Source organism: Photobacterium sp. GB-1 (assembly GCF_003026165.1).
In the GTDB taxonomy this organism is placed as follows: domain Bacteria; phylum Pseudomonadota; class Gammaproteobacteria; order Enterobacterales; family Vibrionaceae; genus Photobacterium.
Genome location: NZ_PYOB01000013.1, coordinates 68,073 through 86,145 on the forward strand (window position 1 = coordinate 68,073; position 18,073 = coordinate 86,145).

The 18,073-nt window shown below is 42.7% G+C and carries 13 protein-coding genes and 1 riboswitch; of the genes, 11 read left to right on the forward strand and 2 right to left on the reverse strand.

The window, feature by feature from the left end; all coding sequences use genetic code 11:
- Positions 1 to 37 precede the first annotated feature (37 nt).
- The 7 genes from leuB (at position 38) to thiQ (ending at position 7,712) form a co-directional block, all read left to right on the forward strand.
- A complete protein-coding gene (gene leuB, locus C9J45_RS13505) occupies positions 38 to 1,126 on the forward strand; it encodes a 3-isopropylmalate dehydrogenase (protein WP_107207643.1) in 1,089 nt (362 codons plus the stop codon).
- Positions 1,127 to 1,140: 14 nt separating this feature from the next.
- Entirely contained in the window at positions 1,141 to 2,583 is a 1,443-nt protein-coding gene (gene leuC / locus C9J45_RS13510) for a 3-isopropylmalate dehydratase large subunit (RefSeq protein ID WP_107207642.1), read from the forward strand.
- A gap of 15 nt (positions 2,584 to 2,598) precedes the next feature.
- Complete coding sequence (leuD, locus tag C9J45_RS13515; RefSeq protein WP_107207641.1) at positions 2,599 to 3,201, forward strand: 3-isopropylmalate dehydratase small subunit; 603 nt, start codon at positions 2,599 to 2,601, stop codon at positions 3,199 to 3,201.
- 140 nt (positions 3,202 to 3,341) lie between these two features.
- Positions 3,342 to 4,124: a DUF547 domain-containing protein gene (locus tag C9J45_RS13520; RefSeq protein WP_107247484.1), complete on the forward strand. Its 783-nt coding sequence runs from the start codon at positions 3,342 to 3,344 to the stop codon at positions 4,122 to 4,124.
- A gap of 27 nt (positions 4,125 to 4,151) precedes the next feature.
- Positions 4,152 to 4,265: riboswitch (TPP riboswitch) on the forward strand.
- Between the two features lie 113 nt (positions 4,266 to 4,378).
- A complete protein-coding gene (thiB, locus tag C9J45_RS13525) occupies positions 4,379 to 5,368 on the forward strand; it encodes a thiamine ABC transporter substrate binding subunit (RefSeq protein WP_199187108.1) in 990 nt (329 codons plus the stop codon).
- A gap of 12 nt (positions 5,369 to 5,380) precedes the next feature.
- Positions 5,381 to 6,991, forward strand: coding sequence for a thiamine/thiamine pyrophosphate ABC transporter permease ThiP (gene thiP / locus C9J45_RS13530; protein ID WP_107292655.1), 1,611 nt, complete (start codon positions 5,381 to 5,383; stop codon positions 6,989 to 6,991).
- Complete coding sequence (gene thiQ / locus C9J45_RS13535; RefSeq protein WP_107260884.1) at positions 6,978 to 7,712, forward strand: thiamine ABC transporter ATP-binding protein; 735 nt, start codon at positions 6,978 to 6,980, stop codon at positions 7,710 to 7,712. The genes thiP and thiQ overlap by 14 nt, the downstream gene beginning before the upstream one ends.
- Before the next feature lie 81 nt (positions 7,713 to 7,793).
- Here thiQ and C9J45_RS13540 read toward each other — a convergent pair whose 3' ends face one another.
- Positions 7,794 to 9,170: a PhoH family protein gene (locus C9J45_RS13540; protein ID WP_107287779.1), complete on the reverse strand. Its 1,377-nt coding sequence runs from the start codon at positions 9,168 to 9,170 to the stop codon at positions 7,794 to 7,796.
- Positions 9,171 to 9,492: 322 nt separating this feature from the next.
- Between C9J45_RS13540 and rapA the strand changes: the two genes are divergently transcribed.
- The 3 genes from rapA (at position 9,493) to C9J45_RS13555 (ending at position 14,360) form a co-directional block, all read left to right on the forward strand.
- Positions 9,493 to 12,411 (forward strand): RNA polymerase-associated protein RapA, encoded by a 2,919-nt coding sequence (gene rapA / locus C9J45_RS13545; protein WP_107260880.1) that lies wholly within the window; start codon positions 9,493 to 9,495, stop codon positions 12,409 to 12,411.
- Positions 12,412 to 12,563: 152 nt separating this feature from the next.
- Positions 12,564 to 13,265, forward strand: a complete 702-nt coding sequence (rluA, locus tag C9J45_RS13550; RefSeq protein ID WP_107207636.1) for a bifunctional tRNA pseudouridine(32) synthase/23S rRNA pseudouridine(746) synthase RluA — start codon at positions 12,564 to 12,566, stop codon at positions 13,263 to 13,265.
- Positions 13,266 to 13,406: 141 nt separating this feature from the next.
- Positions 13,407 to 14,360: a D-2-hydroxyacid dehydrogenase gene (locus C9J45_RS13555; protein ID WP_107260878.1), complete on the forward strand. Its 954-nt coding sequence runs from the start codon at positions 13,407 to 13,409 to the stop codon at positions 14,358 to 14,360.
- A 67-nt stretch (positions 14,361 to 14,427) separates the two neighbouring features.
- Here the strand turns inward: C9J45_RS13555 and djlA are convergent, their stop codons facing one another.
- The gene (djlA, locus tag C9J45_RS13560; RefSeq protein WP_107207634.1) at positions 14,428 to 15,279 is read right to left on the reverse strand and encodes a co-chaperone DjlA; all 852 of its coding nucleotides are present in this window, start codon (positions 15,277 to 15,279) and stop codon (positions 14,428 to 14,430) included.
- Between the two features lie 172 nt (positions 15,280 to 15,451).
- Here djlA and lptD point away from each other — a divergent pair, with 172 nt between their 5' ends.
- A complete protein-coding gene (gene lptD / locus C9J45_RS13565) occupies positions 15,452 to 18,067 on the forward strand; it encodes an LPS assembly protein LptD (RefSeq protein ID WP_369974366.1) in 2,616 nt (871 codons plus the stop codon).
- The last annotated feature ends 6 nt before the right edge of the window (positions 18,068 to 18,073 follow it).

The window sequence follows — 18,073 nt, forward strand, 5'->3', positions numbered from 1 at the left end:
ATTTATACTTTTAAACAATTATGGAGAGCAAGATACCATGGCTGGTTCTTACAATATTGCAGTTTTACCCGGTGACGGGATTGGTCCAGAAGTGATGCAACAGGCACATAAAGTGCTAAATGCAATCGAGGCTAAATTTAATCTAACCTTTAATCGTACAGAATATGATGTAGGTGGTATTGCTATCGATAATCATGGCTGCCCACTACCTGATGCCACTCTAAAAGGCTGTGAACAATCCGATGCCGTATTATTTGGCTCTGTTGGTGGCCCTAAGTGGGAGCATTTAGCACCTAACGATCAACCTGAACGTGGTGCTCTTCTACCACTTCGTAAACACTTCCAATTATTTTGTAATCTACGTCCAGCTCAAATTCACCGTGGCTTAGAGAAGTTCTCTCCGCTACGCGCTGATATTTCAGAGCGTGGTTTTGATATTGCTGTTGTGCGTGAGCTCACTGGCGGTATTTACTTTGGTCAGCCAAAGGGCCGCGAAGGTGAAGGCGCACAAGAAAAAGCGTTCGATACTGAAGTCTACTACCGCTATGAAATTGAACGTATTGCAAAAATTGCGTTTGAATCAGCTCGCTTACGCAGCAAAAAAGTCTGCTCTATTGATAAAGCTAACGTCCTACAGAGCTCTATTTTATGGCGTGAAGTCGTAGAAGAAATCGCAAAAGATTACCCTGATGTGACGTTAACTCATATGTACATTGATAACGCGACCATGCAGCTGATCAAAGATCCTTCTCAATTTGATGTCATGCTATGTTCAAATATCTTCGGCGATATCATCTCGGATGAATGTGCAATGATCACAGGTTCTATGGGTATGTTGCCTTCAGCTAGCCTTAACCAAGATAAGTTTGGTATGTACGAGCCTGCCGGCGGTTCAGCACCGGATATTGCAGGTAAAAACATTGCAAATCCAGTCGCGCAGATCCTATCAGCAGCACTGATGCTTCGTTACAGCCTAGGTGAAGAAACAGCAGCGCGTGCTATCGAACAAGCGGTATCACAAGCGCTGGAAGCTGGGGAGTTAACTGCCGATCTTGCGAGTGATAAACCAGCACTCACCACCAGTGAAATGGGCGATAAGATCGCAGCCTACATTCAACAAGCATAAGGGAGCATTGAGCAATGTCGAACACTAATAATAACGCTTCAGCTTCACCTAAAACGCTTTATGAAAAAGTTTACGATTCCCATGTTGCCGTTGCAGCAGAAGGGGAAAACCCGATCTTATATATCGACCGTCACCTTGTACATGAAGTGACATCCCCGCAAGCTTTTGATGGCTTGCGTGAGAAGGGTCGTAAAGTGCGTCAAGTATCAAAAACATTCGCCACGATGGATCACAACGTTTCTACCCAAACTAAAGATATCAATGCATCGGGGGAAATGGCACGTATTCAAATGGAAACACTGGCAAAAAACTGTGAAGAGTTTGGTGTCACCCTGTATGACTTAAACCACAAATATCAAGGCATTGTACACGTCATGGGGCCTGAGCTGGGTATTACTCTGCCGGGTATGACCATTGTTTGTGGTGACTCACACACCGCGACTCACGGTGCCTTTGGTGCACTGGCCTTCGGTATTGGTACCTCGGAAGTAGAACATGTCTTAGCCACCCAAACCTTAAAACAATCTCGTGCGAAAACCATGAAGATTGAAGTTAAAGGTAAAGTAGCTGAAGGCATTACAGCAAAAGACATCGTCCTTGCCATCATTGGTAAAACAACCGCAGCTGGCGGTACTGGCTATGTGGTTGAGTTCTGTGGCGAAGCAATCACAGACCTTACAATGGAAGGTCGTATGACCGTTTGTAATATGGCGATTGAACTAGGCGCTAAAGCAGGTTTAATTGCACCGGATCAAACGACCTTTGATTATATTAAAGATCGTGAATTTGCCCCGAAAGGCGCAGACTTTGATGCCGCAGTAGAATACTGGACATCATTGAAATCCGATCCGAACGCCGAGTTTGATGCCGTTGTAACGCTCGATGCTAAAGACATAAAGCCGCAAGTGACATGGGGAACAAACCCAGGTCAAGTGATTGCCGTTGATGAGCCAATCCCTGCCCCTGAAAGCTTTAACGATCCCGTTGAAAAAGCCTCTGCAGAAAAAGCATTAGCTTACATGGGACTAGAAGCTGGCAAAGCCCTGTCTGATTTTGCCGTTGATAAAGTCTTTATTGGTTCATGCACTAACTCACGTATTGAAGATATGCGCGCAGCAGCAGCCATTGCCAAAGGGCGTAAAGTTGCCGCTAACGTACAAGCTTTAGTCGTTCCAGGCTCAGAGCAAGTGAAAGCACAAGCTGAAAAAGAAGGGCTTGATAAAATCTTCATTGAAGCAGGCTTCGAATGGCGACTACCCGGTTGTTCAATGTGTCTGGCAATGAATAACGATCGCTTAGGTCCCGGTGAGCGTTGTGCGTCAACCAGTAACCGTAACTTTGAAGGCCGTCAAGGTCGTGATGGGCGTACTCATCTAGTTAGCCCAGCCATGGCAGCAGCAGCGGCATGTGCCGGACATTTTGTTGATATTCGCCAACTAGATGCCGCATCGGTGTAACAAAAGGATTTGAACATGACAGGTTTTAAACAACACACAGGTTTAGTTGTACCGCTAGATACGGCAAATATTGATACCGATGCGATTATTCCAAAACAGTTTTTGCAGAAAGTAACTCGAACTGGATTTGGTAAGCACCTTTTCCATGATTGGCGTTTTCTAGATGATGCAGGCGAGCAGGCAAACCCTGACTTTATTATGAACGCCCCTCGCTACCAAGGCGCGAGTATTTTACTGGCGCGTGAAAACTTTGGTTGTGGCTCTTCTCGTGAACATGCACCGTGGGCGCTTGCTGATTACGGTATCCAAGTTATGATTGCGCCAAGCTTTGCCGATATTTTCTATGGTAACTCGATCAATAACCAAATGGTGCCCGTACGTCTCTCTGAGCAAGACGTTGACACTTTATTTAAGTATGTCGATGAAAATGAAGGCGCACAGATCACGGTTGATCTTGAAAAAATGATCGTCAGTGCGGATGGTAAAGAGTACACCTTTGAAATTGATGAATTCCGTCGTCACTGCCTATTAAATGGCTTAGACAATATCGGTTTGACACTGCAACACGAAGATAAAATTACAGACTTTGAAAACCGTATTCCTCGCTTCTTAGCGTAATCGTACATCATCTGAAATCGGACGCCCTGTTTAATATAAACAGGGCGTTTTTATTTAAAATATCAAAAAGATAATGAAATTAGCCAATACTTATTACGGTCTTAATCAATATTGTTACTTATTATATTAATAGGAAAAATATGCGTATTGTTATTGCCACTTGGCTGCTGTTATTCACTCTGCCGATCTTTGCTGCGCCAAAATCCGAACTCTGGTCATATTGGCAACCTCATGATCCTAAAAACACAAACAAGATCAGTCATCAAGATTGGCAGCAACTACTCGATAAATATCTTGTCATTCAACCGGATCAAACCTTATTTCGTTATAACCAAGTATCAAGTGCAGACAAACAAAAGCTAGCAACTTATATTAAGCGACTCAGTGCCCAAAATCCTCACCGTTATAATCGTGATGTTCAATTTGCCTATTGGGTTAATTTATATAACGCCCTAACCGTTCAATTAATTATTGATAATTACCCTGTAAAATCAATCACTAAATTGGGAGGTTTATTTAGCTTTGGACCATGGGATCAAACCATTATTACCATTAATAATAAAAAGCTAACTTTAAACGATATTGAACATCGGATCTTACGCCCTATCTGGCAAGATCCTAGGATCCACTACGCAGTCAACTGTGCCAGTCTTGGTTGTCCTGATTTACTGCCTAAAGCGTTTAATAGCGATCGATTAGACTCCCAGTTAGATCAAGCTGCAACACGTTTTATTAATAGTGAAAAAGCAATAAAAATAACAAAAAATGGCATCACACTGTCATCTATCTATGATTGGTATCAAACTGATTTTGGATCGTTAACTGAGTTACAACAACACCTTAATCATTATCGTATTACGCCTAACCTACAATTCACTCAGATCCATTACATCTATAATTGGCAACTTAATCAGAAGCTATAACTTCGATACAGTTGCAGGTACAATAGTTTGTTCTCATTGGGGAGCCATTTGGCTGAGATTGTTAGGCATACGTGCTTTATAGCAGGACCCATTGAACCTGAACCAGGTAATGCTGGCGTAGGAATTGAGATGCTCGAACATGCTTTCGAGCTCGCTGACCATTGCATGATGCAACAGCACTCAAACCTGTGCCGCTCTCTCTTTCAATTTTTGTCCCAAGGATGCAGGACATCTCGGAGCGCATAGTGAAAAAAATAAACACTCTTCTTCCCCTAATCTCTCTGTCATTAGTTGCAAGCTCAGCTTTCGCCTCAGACAATACTCTTAATGTTTATACCTACAGCTCCTTTGCTTCCGACTGGGGTCCTGGTCCTGTAGTAAAGAAAGCGTTTGAAAAACAATGTAATGGTTGTACGGTCAATTTTGTTTCTTTAGAAGATGGCGTATCGATTTTAAATCGCGTTCGTCTTGAAGGGAAAAACAGTAAAGCAGATGTGTTATTAGGGCTAGATAACAACCTAATGACAGAAGCGAAAAATACCGGCCTATTAGCAAAAAATGATGTTGATACCAGTAAGCTCACGCTTCCTAAAGGTTGGAGTGATGATACTTTCATCCCTTATGATTACGGCTATTTTGCCTTTGTGTATGACAGCGATAAACTGAAAAACCCACCAGCGAGTTTAGATGCTCTGATCAAAGATCAAAATATCAGCGTTATCTATCAAGATCCTCGTACTTCAACCCCTGGCCAAGGTCTAATGTTATGGATCAAATCGGTCTACGGTGATAAAGCCCCTGAAATGTGGCAGCAACTAGCGAAACACACCGTGACCGTCACTAAGGGTTGGTCTGAAGCCTATAACATGTTCTTAAAAGGCGAATCAGATATGGTGCTTTCATACACCACATCACCAGCCTATCACATCATTGCTGAAGACAAACACCAGTACAAAGCGGCTAACTTTAAAGAAGGCCATTATATGCAAGTTGAAGTGGCAGCGAAGATGAAAAATAGCCCACATCCAAAACTTGCCGATCAATTTATGCAATTTATTGTAAGTGATGCTTTTCAGTCACAAATTGCTACCCACAACTGGATGTATCCAGTAACAAAGCAAAGCCTACCGAAAGGTTTTGATGAACTCACCGTACCAAGCAAAGCACTTGAATTTAGTGCCGACGAAGTGGCAACACATCGCAAAGCCTGGATCCGAGAGTGGCAGCAAGCCCTCACTCAGTAATGGTTTAAGACTTTGAACAAACGCATTACCTTATTGCCCGGCATTATCAGTGCCGGGCTGATCACTTTTGTTGTTGTTGCCGCGCTCACCGCCTTAATCAGCCAAGCTAACGACTGGCAACTATCAACACTATGGCATGATCCTTATCTGCGACATGTAACAGGATTTAGCTTCTATCAAGCCATCTTGTCGACTCTATTTAGCATCATCCCAGCGATTCCCATTGCTTATGCACTCTCACGACGGCAGTTTGTAGGAAAAGCTCTGCTATTACGTTTATTTGCGATGACGCTCGTGATGCCCGTCTTGGTTGCTGTTTTTGGTTTATTATCGATTTATGGCAAAAGTGGATTGATCAGTCATAACCTAGAAATACTAGGCTTACCGCCATTAAACATTTACGGTTTAAGCGGGATCTTACTGGCGCACGTATTTTTAAACCTGCCACTGACCGTTCGTTTTCTACTGCAAAGCCTAGACGGTATCCCCGCAGAGCAACATCAGCTTGCGGCGCATTTAGGTATTACTGGCTGGAGTAAATTTCGCTTAATTGCATGGCCTCGACTACGCCAACAACTGCCGCATATCGCGGGTTTAGTCTTTATGTTGTGCTTTACCAGCTTTGCCGTGATCATGTCGCTTGGCGGTGGTCCTAAATCAACCACTATCGAGCTCGCCATATATCAAGCGTTGCGTTATGACTTTGATTTAGCGACAGGTGCGATTTTAGCCTTATGGCAAATGCTACTTTGCTGCTCATTAGTGCTTTTTACCCAACGTTTTGCTAAACCGCTTTCTACCCTAAACGGCTCTATCAGCAAAAAGGTAGTGAATTATAACGATACATGGCGCGCTAAATGTTGGGATGTATTCTGGATCATCAGTGCGTTAGTGTTTGTTATACCACCGATCATTGCCGTCTTTGTATCGGGTATTAACCATCAATTATTTAATATCTTAGAACAAAAGCAGTTATGGTCAGCAATCACTAACTCACTCCATATCGCACTATTTTCCTGCTTATTAGCATTTTGTCTTGGCGTCATGATCCTCATCACGAGTCGTAGCTTACGCTTAGCACGTAAAAAACTGGCTGCTGACGGGATTGAAATGATCGGCACAGTGATTTTAGTGACACCTGGGTTAGTGTTAAGTACTGGTATTTTTCTTTTACTGCGCCAATATACTGATGCTTACAGTGCTGCGTTTTGGGTTGTGGTCGGTGTTAATGCCCTAATGGCACTGCCCTATGTAATCAAAACATTAAGTCAACCAATGCTCCACCTCGCGCAGCAATATAATCCGTTATGTCGCAGTTTAGGGATGACGCATCTATCGCGATTACGTTTGGTTGAGTGGCGTGCGTTACGTGCCCCTATTGCCCAAGCTCTCGCTATTAGCTTTGTCTTATCTCTGGGGGATTTAGGTGCGATTGCATTATTTGGCAGTCAAGACTTTCAAACGCTGCCATTGTATTTATTTGAACTCATGGGCAGTTACCGAATGGATGCCGCTGCTGTTGCTGCACTGGTTTTACTGTTACTCAGCTTAGGTTTATTTAGTGCCGTCGAGTATCTTGTTGTTACTCGCCATCGCCAAGGAGCTCATCATGCTAAACATTAATCAACTCAACTATACCTACTTACCTCAACACAAAAATGAGGTTGCAATGACGTTGAGCTTTGATGTACAGCTTGAGCAGGGAGATATCGCCGCACTCATTGGCCCAAGTGGCGCAGGTAAAAGTACCTTATTAGCACTCATTGCTGGCTTTCTCGTCCCTGATAGCGGTGAGATCACCATTAATAGCAAATCTATCTGTCAGCTAGAGCCTGCACAACGTCCACTCTCGATGTTATTTCAAGAGCACAATTTATTTCCTCACCTCAGTGTGTTTGAAAATATTGCGTTAGGTATCAACCCAAACCTTAAACTTACCGCAGAGCAAAAACAGCGAGTAATTAACTCAGCGAAACAAGTGGGGATTGATACCTATCTTGAGCGTTTACCTGAGCAGCTTTCTGGCGGGCAACGTCAGCGAGTAGCATTAGCGCGATGTTTATTACGAGAGCGCCCTTTGCTACTGCTTGATGAACCATTTTCGGCCCTTGACCCTGCACTGCGTGCGGAGATGTTAAACCTCGTTAAGCAATTAGCCACAACCCGTAATATGACGGTATTGATGATCACTCATAGTCCTGAAGATGCCGAAAAAATTGCCAATAAATGTATTTTTATTAATGAAGGTACTATCAAAGCGGTAGGAGAAACCTGTGATGTTTTATCTAATCCCGTATTACCTGAGCTTAAAAACTATCTCGGTTTAACCCTACCAGAAACATAACCGCAGAATGCAATAAGTAACAATATAAACAAAAAAGCGAGCACCCAATGTGCTCGCTTTTCTTATTCTTCTTGCTAGTGATTAAAGATTTTCTTCGGCAAATTCCGCTAGACGGCTTCGAACCACCCCGTTGAGATAAATATTGGCGCTACCTTCAAAGTTTTTAAAGCGCTCAACAATATAGGTTAATCCCGAGGTCACTGGGGATAGATAGTTGGAATCAATTTGAGCAAGGTTACCCGAACACACAATTTTTGTGCCTTCACCACATCGGGTAATAATAGTTTTAATTTGTGACGCTGTTAAGTTTTGACATTCATCGAGTAAAACAAAGGCATTTTGAATAGAACGCCCACGCATAAAGTTAATCGATTTAAATTGAATATTGGCTTTATCAAAAATGTACTTCATTGAGCCATCAGTACAAACATCATGCTTATGAAGTGCTTCCATAGTATCGGTAACCGCTGCCAGCCATGGCATCATTTTTTCTTCTTCGGTACCCGGTAGGAAACCAATTGATTCGGCTATTTCGGGTGTATTACGAGTGACAATAATTTTGTCATACATCCCTTTTTCAATGACCTGCTCAAGTGCTGCAGCCATCGCTAAAATGGTTTTACCACAACCAGCAGGGCCCGTTAAGATCACTAAGTCAATCCGAGGATCAAGCATTGCATCAAGCGCCATCCCTTGATAAATATTTTTAGGATTAACGCCCCAAGCTTGTCGATGCATTAGTCGCTCTTGGCTAATGTCTTTAATGGTGACACTTTCATCATCAATACTTTGAATTCTAGCGGCAAAATCATTGCCTTCATCCAGTAAATATTGATTAACAAAGGGAGTTTCAAATAAGTTTTTAGGTAAGGTATGTAAGGTTGAACGACCTCTATTTTCCGACTGGCACTCAGCAACATTTTCCCAAAAATCGCCGTGATAGCGATGAAAGCCTTTGGTTAATAATGCGACATCATCAATCAACTGATCGGTACGATAATCATCAACATACAAGACGCCTGCACCTTTGGCACGCAGTCGCATGTTGATGTCTTTAGTCACTAATACCACAGAACGTGGTGCATGTTTTTGTTGCAGAAAGAGAACGCTATTAAGAATACGATTGTCACCCGCCTTATCACTAAAGGCATGGACGGTTTGTTTTACTTCATAGTCAGCAAAAATAGCAATAGTACCGCTATGAGTCACTTTGTCGTTGAAAGGAATACCAGCCGAAATTTGCTCTGGTGGTGCGTCGTGGAATATATCTTCAAGCGCACGTATCGCGACTCGAGCATCACGAGAAACATCACGCTTACTGTCTTTAATTCTGTCCAATTCTTCCAGAACCGTCATGGGAATAACCACGTCGTGTTCCTGAAAAGAAAAGAACGCCAGAGGTTCATGAAGCAGAATATTTGTATCAAGTACAAACAGTTTCCGTTCGGCGTCGTCCATAGGCACCTCCTTGGTAGTCTGGACAGCGATAATTAAGCTATCACTCTATTAGCTTACGTCAAAATTACCCATCTGGTTTAATTATGACGTCTTTCTTATTAAGCCCTCGGTAGATGAAAGTTTTATGATGATTTTACTGTGACCGATTTTCATCACTTTCACCGTGACCTTAATCACATCATGCAGTAACATGAGTCCCCTTTTTGAGCTATGCACAAATTTTAAATTCTAGCGTACACTTATCTTCAGTGTAGCTTATTAATACTTTGCACAGCTTATTGCAGTCTCTTTGATATCAAATAATTAGAAGGTTTCTACCACTATGCCATTTGCTTTGGGTCAACGTTGGATCAGTGATACAGAAAGTGATTTAGGTCTAGGTACCGTTGTCGCTCTTGAACCAAGAACGGTTACCTTGATGTTCCCCGCATCAGAAGAAAATCGCCTATATGCACGTAATGATGCCCCTGTTACCCGTGTCATGTTTAACGTTGGTGATGTGATTGAAAGCCATGAGGGTTGGTCACTAAAGGTAGAAGCGATCAACGAAGATAAAGGCGTGATCACCTACGTAGGTACGCGTACCGACACAGAAGAAGAAAATGTCGCGCTACGTGAACTTTTCTTAAGCCACCAAATTCGTTTCAATAAACCGCAAGATAAATTATTTGCAGGTCAAATTGATCGCATGGATCGTTTTGCACTGCGTTACCGCGCGCTGAAAAACCAATACGAGCAACTAAAAAGCCCATTACGTGGTTTATGCGGTATGCGTGCAGGTTTGATCCCACACCAGTTATACATTGCTCACGAAGTCGGTCGTCGCTATGCGCCACGTGTTCTACTTGCCGATGAAGTCGGTTTAGGTAAAACCATTGAAGCGGGTATGATCATCCACCAGCAGGTTTTATCAGGCCGTGCTGAACGTATTCTGATCGTGGTTCCTGAAACCCTACAACATCAATGGCTAGTTGAAATGATGCGTCGTTTTAACCTGCACTTTTCTATCTTTGATGAAGAGCGTTGTGTTGAAGCATTTGCTGATGCCGCTAACCCATTTGATACCGCGCAATATGTATTGTGTTCATTAGACTTTTTACGTAAAAGCCGTCGTCGTTTTGAACAAGCGCTAGATGCTGATTGGGACCTATTGGTTGTCGATGAAGCTCACCACCTTGAGTGGAGTGAAGATAAGCCTAGTCGTCAGTACCAAGTGATAGAAGCCTTAGCAGAAAAAACGCCAAGTGTGCTGCTACTAACCGCAACACCAGAGCAATTAGGTCGTGAAAGCCACTTCGCACGCTTACGTATTCTTGATCCTGATCGTTTTTACGACTATGAAGCCTTTGTTGAAGAAGAGCGTCAATACGAACCCGTTGCTGATGCTGTAACACAACTGCTTGCTGGTGAAAAACTGAATGATGATGCGAAAAACACCTTAACCGAGCTGTTATCTGAGCAAGATATCGAGCCAATGTTACGTGTGATCGAAGATTCAGCTCAAGACGATCCTGAAGCATTAGCCGCGCGTCATGAATTGATCAACAACCTGATGGATCGCCACGGTACGGGCCGCGTATTGTTCCGTAATACCCGCTCAGCAATCACAGGTTTCCCTCAGCGTCACCTAAATATGTACCCGTTAACAATGCCAACCCAATACACCACAGCCATGCGCGTTGCAGCAATGATGGGCGGTAAAATGGGTGTCAACGAGAAAGCGATCAAGCTACTTTACCCGGAAGATATCTACCAAGAATTTGAAGGTGAATCAGCAACATGGTGGAACTTTGATCCTCGTGTTAACTGGCTACTTGATATGCTAAAAGCCAACCGTAACGAGAAAGTGTTGGTGATTTGTTCTCGTGCGCAAACCGCATTAACCTTAGAACAAGCATTACGTGAACGTGAAGGCATCCGTGCTACTGTGTTCCACGAAGGAATGTCGATTATCGAACGTGATAAAGCGGCGGCTTACTTTGCCCAAGAAGATGATGGCGCTCAGGTACTATTATGTTCTGAAATCGGTTCAGAAGGTCGTAACTTCCAGTTTGCAAACCAATTGGTGATGTTCGATTTACCAAGCAACCCTGATTTACTTGAGCAACGTATTGGTCGTTTGGATCGTATTGGTCAAAAGCGTGAGATAGAAATTCATGTGCCTTACCTAGAAGGCACTTCTCAAGCACTATTAGCGCGTTGGTTCAACGAAGGCTTAAATGCCTTTGAGGAAACCTGTCCGACTGGCCGTGCTGTCTATGAAGCGGTATGTGAAGATCTGATCACCTTGCTTGCCAGTGACAAACACGATCTTGAAGCGCTTGAATCCGTTATTCAGCGCAGTGCTGAAATGCACAATGAGCTTAAAACCAAATTAGAGCAAGGTCGCGATCGCCTATTAGAAATTCATTCTAACGGGGGCGAAGAAGCTCAGCAGTTGGTTGAGAAGATCAGCGCTAAAGATGGTGATACTAACCTTGTGACTTTCGCACTGGGCTTGTTTGATACCATTGGTTTAAACCAAGATGACAAAGGCGAAAACGCAATTGTTGTGACCCCATCAGAGCACATGATGGTGGCAAGTTATCCAGGCCTTCCTTACGACGGTTGTACCATCACTTTTGAACGTGATACTGCACTTTCTCGTGAAGATATCAACTTCATCAGCTGGGAACACCCAATGATCCAAGGCGGTATTGAATTACTGCTAAGTGAAGGCGTAGGTACGACAACGGTGTCATTGTTGAAAAACAAAGCACTGCCTGTTGGTACACTGCTACTTGAGCTTATCTATGTGGTTGACGCTCAAGCACCTAAGCAATCAGGTATTGGTCGTTTCTTACCCAAAACACCGATCCGTATTTTACTTGATGGTAAAGGTAATAACCTATCAGCTAACGTTGAATTTGAAGGCTTTAACCGCCAACTTAGCCCAGTCAATCGTCACCTTGGCAGTAAGCTCGTTAACTCGGTTCAAAAAGATATTCATACTCTGATTGAGCACGCAGAGCGCGAGATCAGCAAAGAGCTTGATGTCGTACGAAGCCAAGCACAAGCTGAAATGGAAAACACGTTGCGCGCTGAGCTTGATCGCCTTCAAGCCCTGAAAGCGGTTAATCCGAATATTCGTGATGACGAATTAGAGCTAATTGAAAGCCAAATCATTGAGTTAACTAACTACATTGAAAAAGCACAAATCCAGCTTGATTCACTGCGTTTGATCGTTGTTAGCCATAACTGATCAATAACTCATCATAACTAAATTAAGGCCGTGAATGTCATTACTGATATTCACGGCTTTTTTCTTTAATCACATCACCAAGCATACCAATTTACTATTATTCATATTAATATTCGCCCCGTTGTTATTCATACCTATCCTACGAGTGCATCATGAAACCATTGCCAGTGTTGAACTACAATCCACCTACCGATCCATGGTTGGATACTCTTTTTCTTGATAGCGACATCATCGCCGTTAATAAGCCTGCTGGCATACTCTCAAACCCAGGACGTGCACCAGAGCATCACGACAGCATATTTGCTCGCGTTCTTGAAAAATACCCTAAGTCACAAATTGTGCACCGTTTAGATATGGGGACATCAGGCTTAATTGTGCTGGCTCTAAACAAAAAAGCGGAGTGTCATTTAAAAGCCCAGTTTCGTGAGCGAGAAACACAAAAAGTGTATTACGCTCGTGTGTGGGGACATATCGAACAAGACACAGGAACCGTGGATCTTCCCTTGATCTGTGATTGGCCTAACCGTCCACGCCAAAAAGTATGTTTTGACGATGGCAAGCCTTCTGTAACGCATTATGAAGTCTTAAGCCGTGATGAGAAAACAACCTTGGTCCGTTTACTGCCCGTAACAGGTCGTTCTCACCAATTGCGTGTTCACATGCAAGCATTAGGTCATCCGATTTTAGGCGATAAGTTTTATGCTAATGAGGAAGCAATGGTAGCCTCTCCTCGTTTACTGTTACACGCAGCAGAACTGACTTTTACGCATCCAGGAAGTGATCAACCGATGCATTTGTTTGCCCCTTGTGAGTTTTATCGAGAAGCGCCAACACAAACGATTTTTAGTAAATAAAACCACTGAGTAATCAGCAACTATCACACGGAAGTTAGATCACGATAAAAAAGAATGCTAGCTTTGTTTTAACAAGCAAAAACCTAAACTAGCATTCTTCTTTTCACACCAAGCGGAACAAAGGTTCCATGGAGTCTAACAGTGGAACATATTGTATTTTTAGATCGTGCTACTATCCCAGCACACATTGATATTCCTCGCCCACAATCTGCTCATCAATGGATTGAATATCAACGTACATCGCCATCTCAAGTCATTGAACGTCTGCAACACGCAACTATCGTCATTTCTAACAAAGTCCAACTCACTGCTGATATTTTATCTCAGCTGCCAAACCTGAAATTTATTGCCATCGGTGCGACAGGAACCAATAACGTCGATGTCGATTATTGTCACCGCCATAACATTCCGGTTTCCAATATTCGAGGTTATGCGACTCGCTCTGTTCCTGAACACGTGCTCGCAATGATCTTTGCGCTAAAACGTAATTTAATGGGCTATCAGCAAGATATCATCGCGGGTGAGTGGCAGAAACAACAACAGTTCTGCTTTTTCACTCATCCAATTAGCGATATCGCAGGCTCAACAATAGGTATTGTTGGTAAAGGCAGCTTAGGGGTAGCGACAGCCAATCTTGCAACCGCGCTGGGGATGAAGGTGCTATTTGCAGAGCACAAGCACGTCACCACCTGTCGTGAAGGCTATACGCTGTTTAACGACGTATTACAGCAAGCCGATATCATCACCTTGCATTGCCCGCTAACAGATACCACTGAAGATCTTATCGCAAAAACAGAACTGGCACAGATGAAACCTAACGCTATTTTGATCAATACCGGACGTGGTGGACTGGTGAATGAGCAAGATTTAGTCGATGCATTGCTCGATAAAAAAATTGCCGGCGCTGGCTGTGATGTTTTTACTTCTGAGCCGCCAACTGATGATAATCCATTATTACAACAGGCACATTTGCCTAATCTATTACTAACCCCACATGTTGCATGGGGATCTGATTCCGCGATTCAAACACTGGTAGAGCAACTTATTGAAAATATTGATGGCTTTTGTAACAACAAACCGCAAAACCTCGTTTAAGAGCTTTAAAAACAAAAAAGCGAGCACCAAGCTCGCTTTTTCAATTTATTATTCAGCGTAATAACAATTATTTGAATCCTTTCTCTTTTCGGATCAAATCATAGGCAGCTTGTAGCTCTTGGGTTTTTTGTTTCGCTATTTCCATCATTTCTGGTGGTAACCCTTTCGCTGCGAGTTTATCTGGATGGTGTTCATTCATCTGTTTACGATAAGCACGTTTCACATCTTGCGCAGAGGCATTTTCATCAACCCCTAAGACATTAAATGCATCAGCTAATTGATCTCGACTAGGAGGCGCTTGGAAACCACCGCCTTGTTGTTGATATTGCTGATGGAAACCACCTTGTTGAAAACGAAACGCCGCTTCTTGCATACGCAAGCGTTGTTCAAGCTGGGCTTCAGAAAAGCCAAGGTATCGCGCAATAATATGCAGTAACTGACGCTCTTTAGGATGTAATGAACCATCCGCAAATGCTGCTTGAATTTGTAATTCTAAGAAAAATTGGAGTAAATCAGCACGTCGTGCACGACTACGAACACGATTTAGCATCTCTTCTAATGGGAAGTTATCTTCTTTTCCCTCACGAAACGCATTCTGCGCTTGAAGTCGAGATTCGCCTTGTAACCCCATTCGATCCATAATCGCACTTGCAACACGAATTTCCTCTTTTGTCACATGCCCTTTCGCTTTTGCGACATGCCCCATTACTGCAAAACAAGCATGGAAAAACTCTGCTTGTTGCTCTGCACTACTGGCTCTGTTCTGACCAAAACCGGCAAAACCGCCATTCATCTGACGAGCATAAGCCTTATCAAACTGGTGACCAATAAATAAACCAATCAACAATCCAGGCAATTTTCCAATGGAGAGGCCAAGCAACGCACCAATAATTTTTCCCCATATACCTGTCTTCTGCATTCTATACTCTCTGGTAATTTGTTAAATTTTTTCAATGTTTACCCAACAGCATGCGCTGAAAAGATGCCGTCGCGTCGAATTTGCATTATGATAGCTGTCATTTATCGGGAATGCTTGTAAAAAGCGCAATTATTCGCCTTGCTCTCAAACTGATACAGGAATGTTGAATCTGATGTCACTCACCTCTCACAGCTTACTTGCCACCATGATTGGTCTTGCCCTTTATGGGCCGGCAATGGCAGAAGATGCCACATCTTTACATAAAGATATCAACGGTAAACATGCTGTAGCAGAAGATCAAACAACAAAAACAGCCGTTAATAACGATCCTTTAGCTATGGCAGATGGTGTTTTTATTTCGCCAAAAGACCGCAAAGAAAATGCCACATCTTTAGATAAAGATATCAACGATAAACACGCAGTAGCAGAAGATCAAACAACAAAAACAGCCGTTAATGACGATCCTTTAGCTATGGTACGTGGTGTTTGTATAGCACCAAAAGACCGTAAAGAAGATACCAAAAACACACCGATCCACATTGAAGCTGACAATGTTCAAGCTAAAAATGAGCATAAAGCCGTGTATTCTGGTGACGTTATTGTTCAGCAAGGAACGCGTACGATTGCTGCCGATACTGTGACACTTCAACAACCACAAAATATTGTTACAGCAAAAGGCAACGTTTACTACCATGACGGTGGTATAGAAATGGAAGCGAAAGAGCTCCATAGCGATCTTGATACCAAAGACTCACAAATGGATGATGCTGTTTATCGTATGACCTGCCAGCCAGGGCGCGGTGACGCAGAGCAAATCGACAAGAAAAATGTTGATGGTACTCAGTTCTACAAAATGAAAGATGGTACTTTCACTACCTGTCCAGAAGGCGATAAAAGTTGGCGCTTTGCTGCTGGCTCTTTGGAGCGTGATGGTGATTCACCCTTTGCCGATTTATATAACGCGCGCTTTGAAGTACTTAATGTACCGGTATTCTATCTACCTTGGCTTCGTATCCCAGTAACCGATGAGCGTATGACGGGCTTCTTATACCCAACGTTAACTTATGGTTCACGTAATGGTATGGAGTACGAAGCACCATTTTATTGGAACATTGCGCCAAACTACGATTTGACCATCACACCAAAATACATGAACCACCGCGGTCTACAAACAACGGCTAAATTCCGCTACCTGAATGAATTAGGTGAAGGTCAAGTTGTCGGTGAATACATGGGCCATGATAAAAAAGCTGATTACGTAGATTATCAATTGGAAGACAATAAACCCAACACGGGTAAATATTGGGGCTTCCAATGGACACACAGTGGGATCATTGATGAAAACTGGTTAGTTAATATCGACTACAGCAAAGTCAGTGATTACAAATATTTTGAGCGAGGCTTAGATTCTAGTATTGGTGAGCGTGAAGATAATAACCTGCTTCAAACGGCAGAAGTATCTTACCGAAATGCGAACTGGGATACGATGTTAATGGTCCGTGATTTTCAGCTTTTAAAAGATCCTGAAGAAGCTGAATCATCAACAGATAATCGTTCACCGTATCGCTTAATGCCACAACTATCATCAACTTACTATAAAACAGATCTCGGCTACGGTCTCGATTTTAAAATGCCAATGAGTATCAGTAAGTTTGAGAATAGTTCGATATTCAAGCCTGACGCTGATCGTATAACTTTTGAGCCGACATTAACGCTTCCCTACGCGACACCTTGGTGGTCTGTAACTACTCAGGCAAAAGTGAACTACGCTCATTACAACCAAGATAAAAAAGAGTTAAGCAAAAACTCAGATTTTGATGCTCTTAAAGACAGTGTTAATCGTGTTGTTCCTGAATTTCGTGTCAACAGTAGCTTATACTTTGAGCGTGATACCTCCATTTTAGGTAGTCATTATACCCAAAGTTTAGAACCACAAATTCAATACCTTTATGTAAAAAATGTTGACCAAGACGGTATTTATAACCCCTTTGATTATATCGGTGGCGGCTATGATTCAACCCGTTTACAACAAGATTACTACGGCTTATTTAGCGATCGGACATACAGTGGTAACGACTATATAGCTCCTGCGAACCAGTTCACCGTCGGCGCATCTACACGCTACTTTGATGAAGATTTTAAGGAACGATTTACCCTATCCATGGGTCAAATCTTCTATATCGATAAACCTGTTAACCAAGGAACTGATAATAAAGAAGCCAAAAGTTACTCAGCGACAGCGATTGAAACAGAATTTAACCTTGATGATAATCTGTTCTTAAAGAGCGCAATGCAATATGACTCAAGTGAGAATGACATTCAGCAAGGTAATGTGACCGTTGAGTACCGTAATGGTGGGGTATTTGTTCAACCGAGTTACCGTTACGTATCAAGTGATTACTTAACAAAATACGTGAACAACCCGAACCCTGTCATTTCAGGCACGAAAGATAAGCGTGACGGTATTTCACAGTTAGGTTTATCCATTGGCTTCCCAGTTAGCGATAATGTTGATGTTAAAGCTGATTACTACCAAGACATGAATGTTAACAAAATGCTTGAAAGTAAAGTTGGCTTCACCTACACATCTGCATGCTGGATGATAGGGCTTAGCTACAATCGTTACGCGAAAGATGCAATATCACAAGATTTTACTGAATACGATAGCAATGTCACTTTCTCATTCAGTTTACTTGGTTTACAAGGTGCCGGACCTTCATTCGGTCAATCATCGGATGATGGCGGTAATATTTTATCTTACGGCGATCCGTTCACTCTTAATAATTAATAGTTA

Bases quoted from the DNA above. Each gene is read 5' to 3' on its own strand.
- leuB (WP_107207643.1), top strand. From the start codon at position 38: ATGGCTGGTTCTTACAATATTGCAGTTTTACCCGGTGACGGGATTGGT.
- leuC (WP_107207642.1), top strand. From the start codon at position 1,141: ATGTCGAACACTAATAATAACGCTTCAGCTTCACCTAAAACGCTTTAT.
- leuD (WP_107207641.1), top strand. From the start codon at position 2,599: ATGACAGGTTTTAAACAACACACAGGTTTAGTTGTACCGCTAGATACG.
- C9J45_RS13520 (WP_107247484.1), top strand. From the start codon at position 3,342: ATGCGTATTGTTATTGCCACTTGGCTGCTGTTATTCACTCTGCCGATC.
- thiQ (WP_107260884.1), top strand. From the start codon at position 6,978: ATGCTAAACATTAATCAACTCAACTATACCTACTTACCTCAACACAAA.
- C9J45_RS13540 (WP_107287779.1), bottom strand. From the start codon at position 9,170: ATGGACGACGCCGAACGGAAACTGTTTGTACTTGATACAAATATTCTG.
- rapA (WP_107260880.1), top strand. From the start codon at position 9,493: ATGCCATTTGCTTTGGGTCAACGTTGGATCAGTGATACAGAAAGTGAT.
- rluA (WP_107207636.1), top strand. From the start codon at position 12,564: ATGAAACCATTGCCAGTGTTGAACTACAATCCACCTACCGATCCATGG.
- djlA (WP_107207634.1), bottom strand. From the start codon at position 15,279: ATGCAGAAGACAGGTATATGGGGAAAAATTATTGGTGCGTTGCTTGGC.
- lptD (WP_369974366.1), top strand. From the start codon at position 15,452: ATGTCACTCACCTCTCACAGCTTACTTGCCACCATGATTGGTCTTGCC.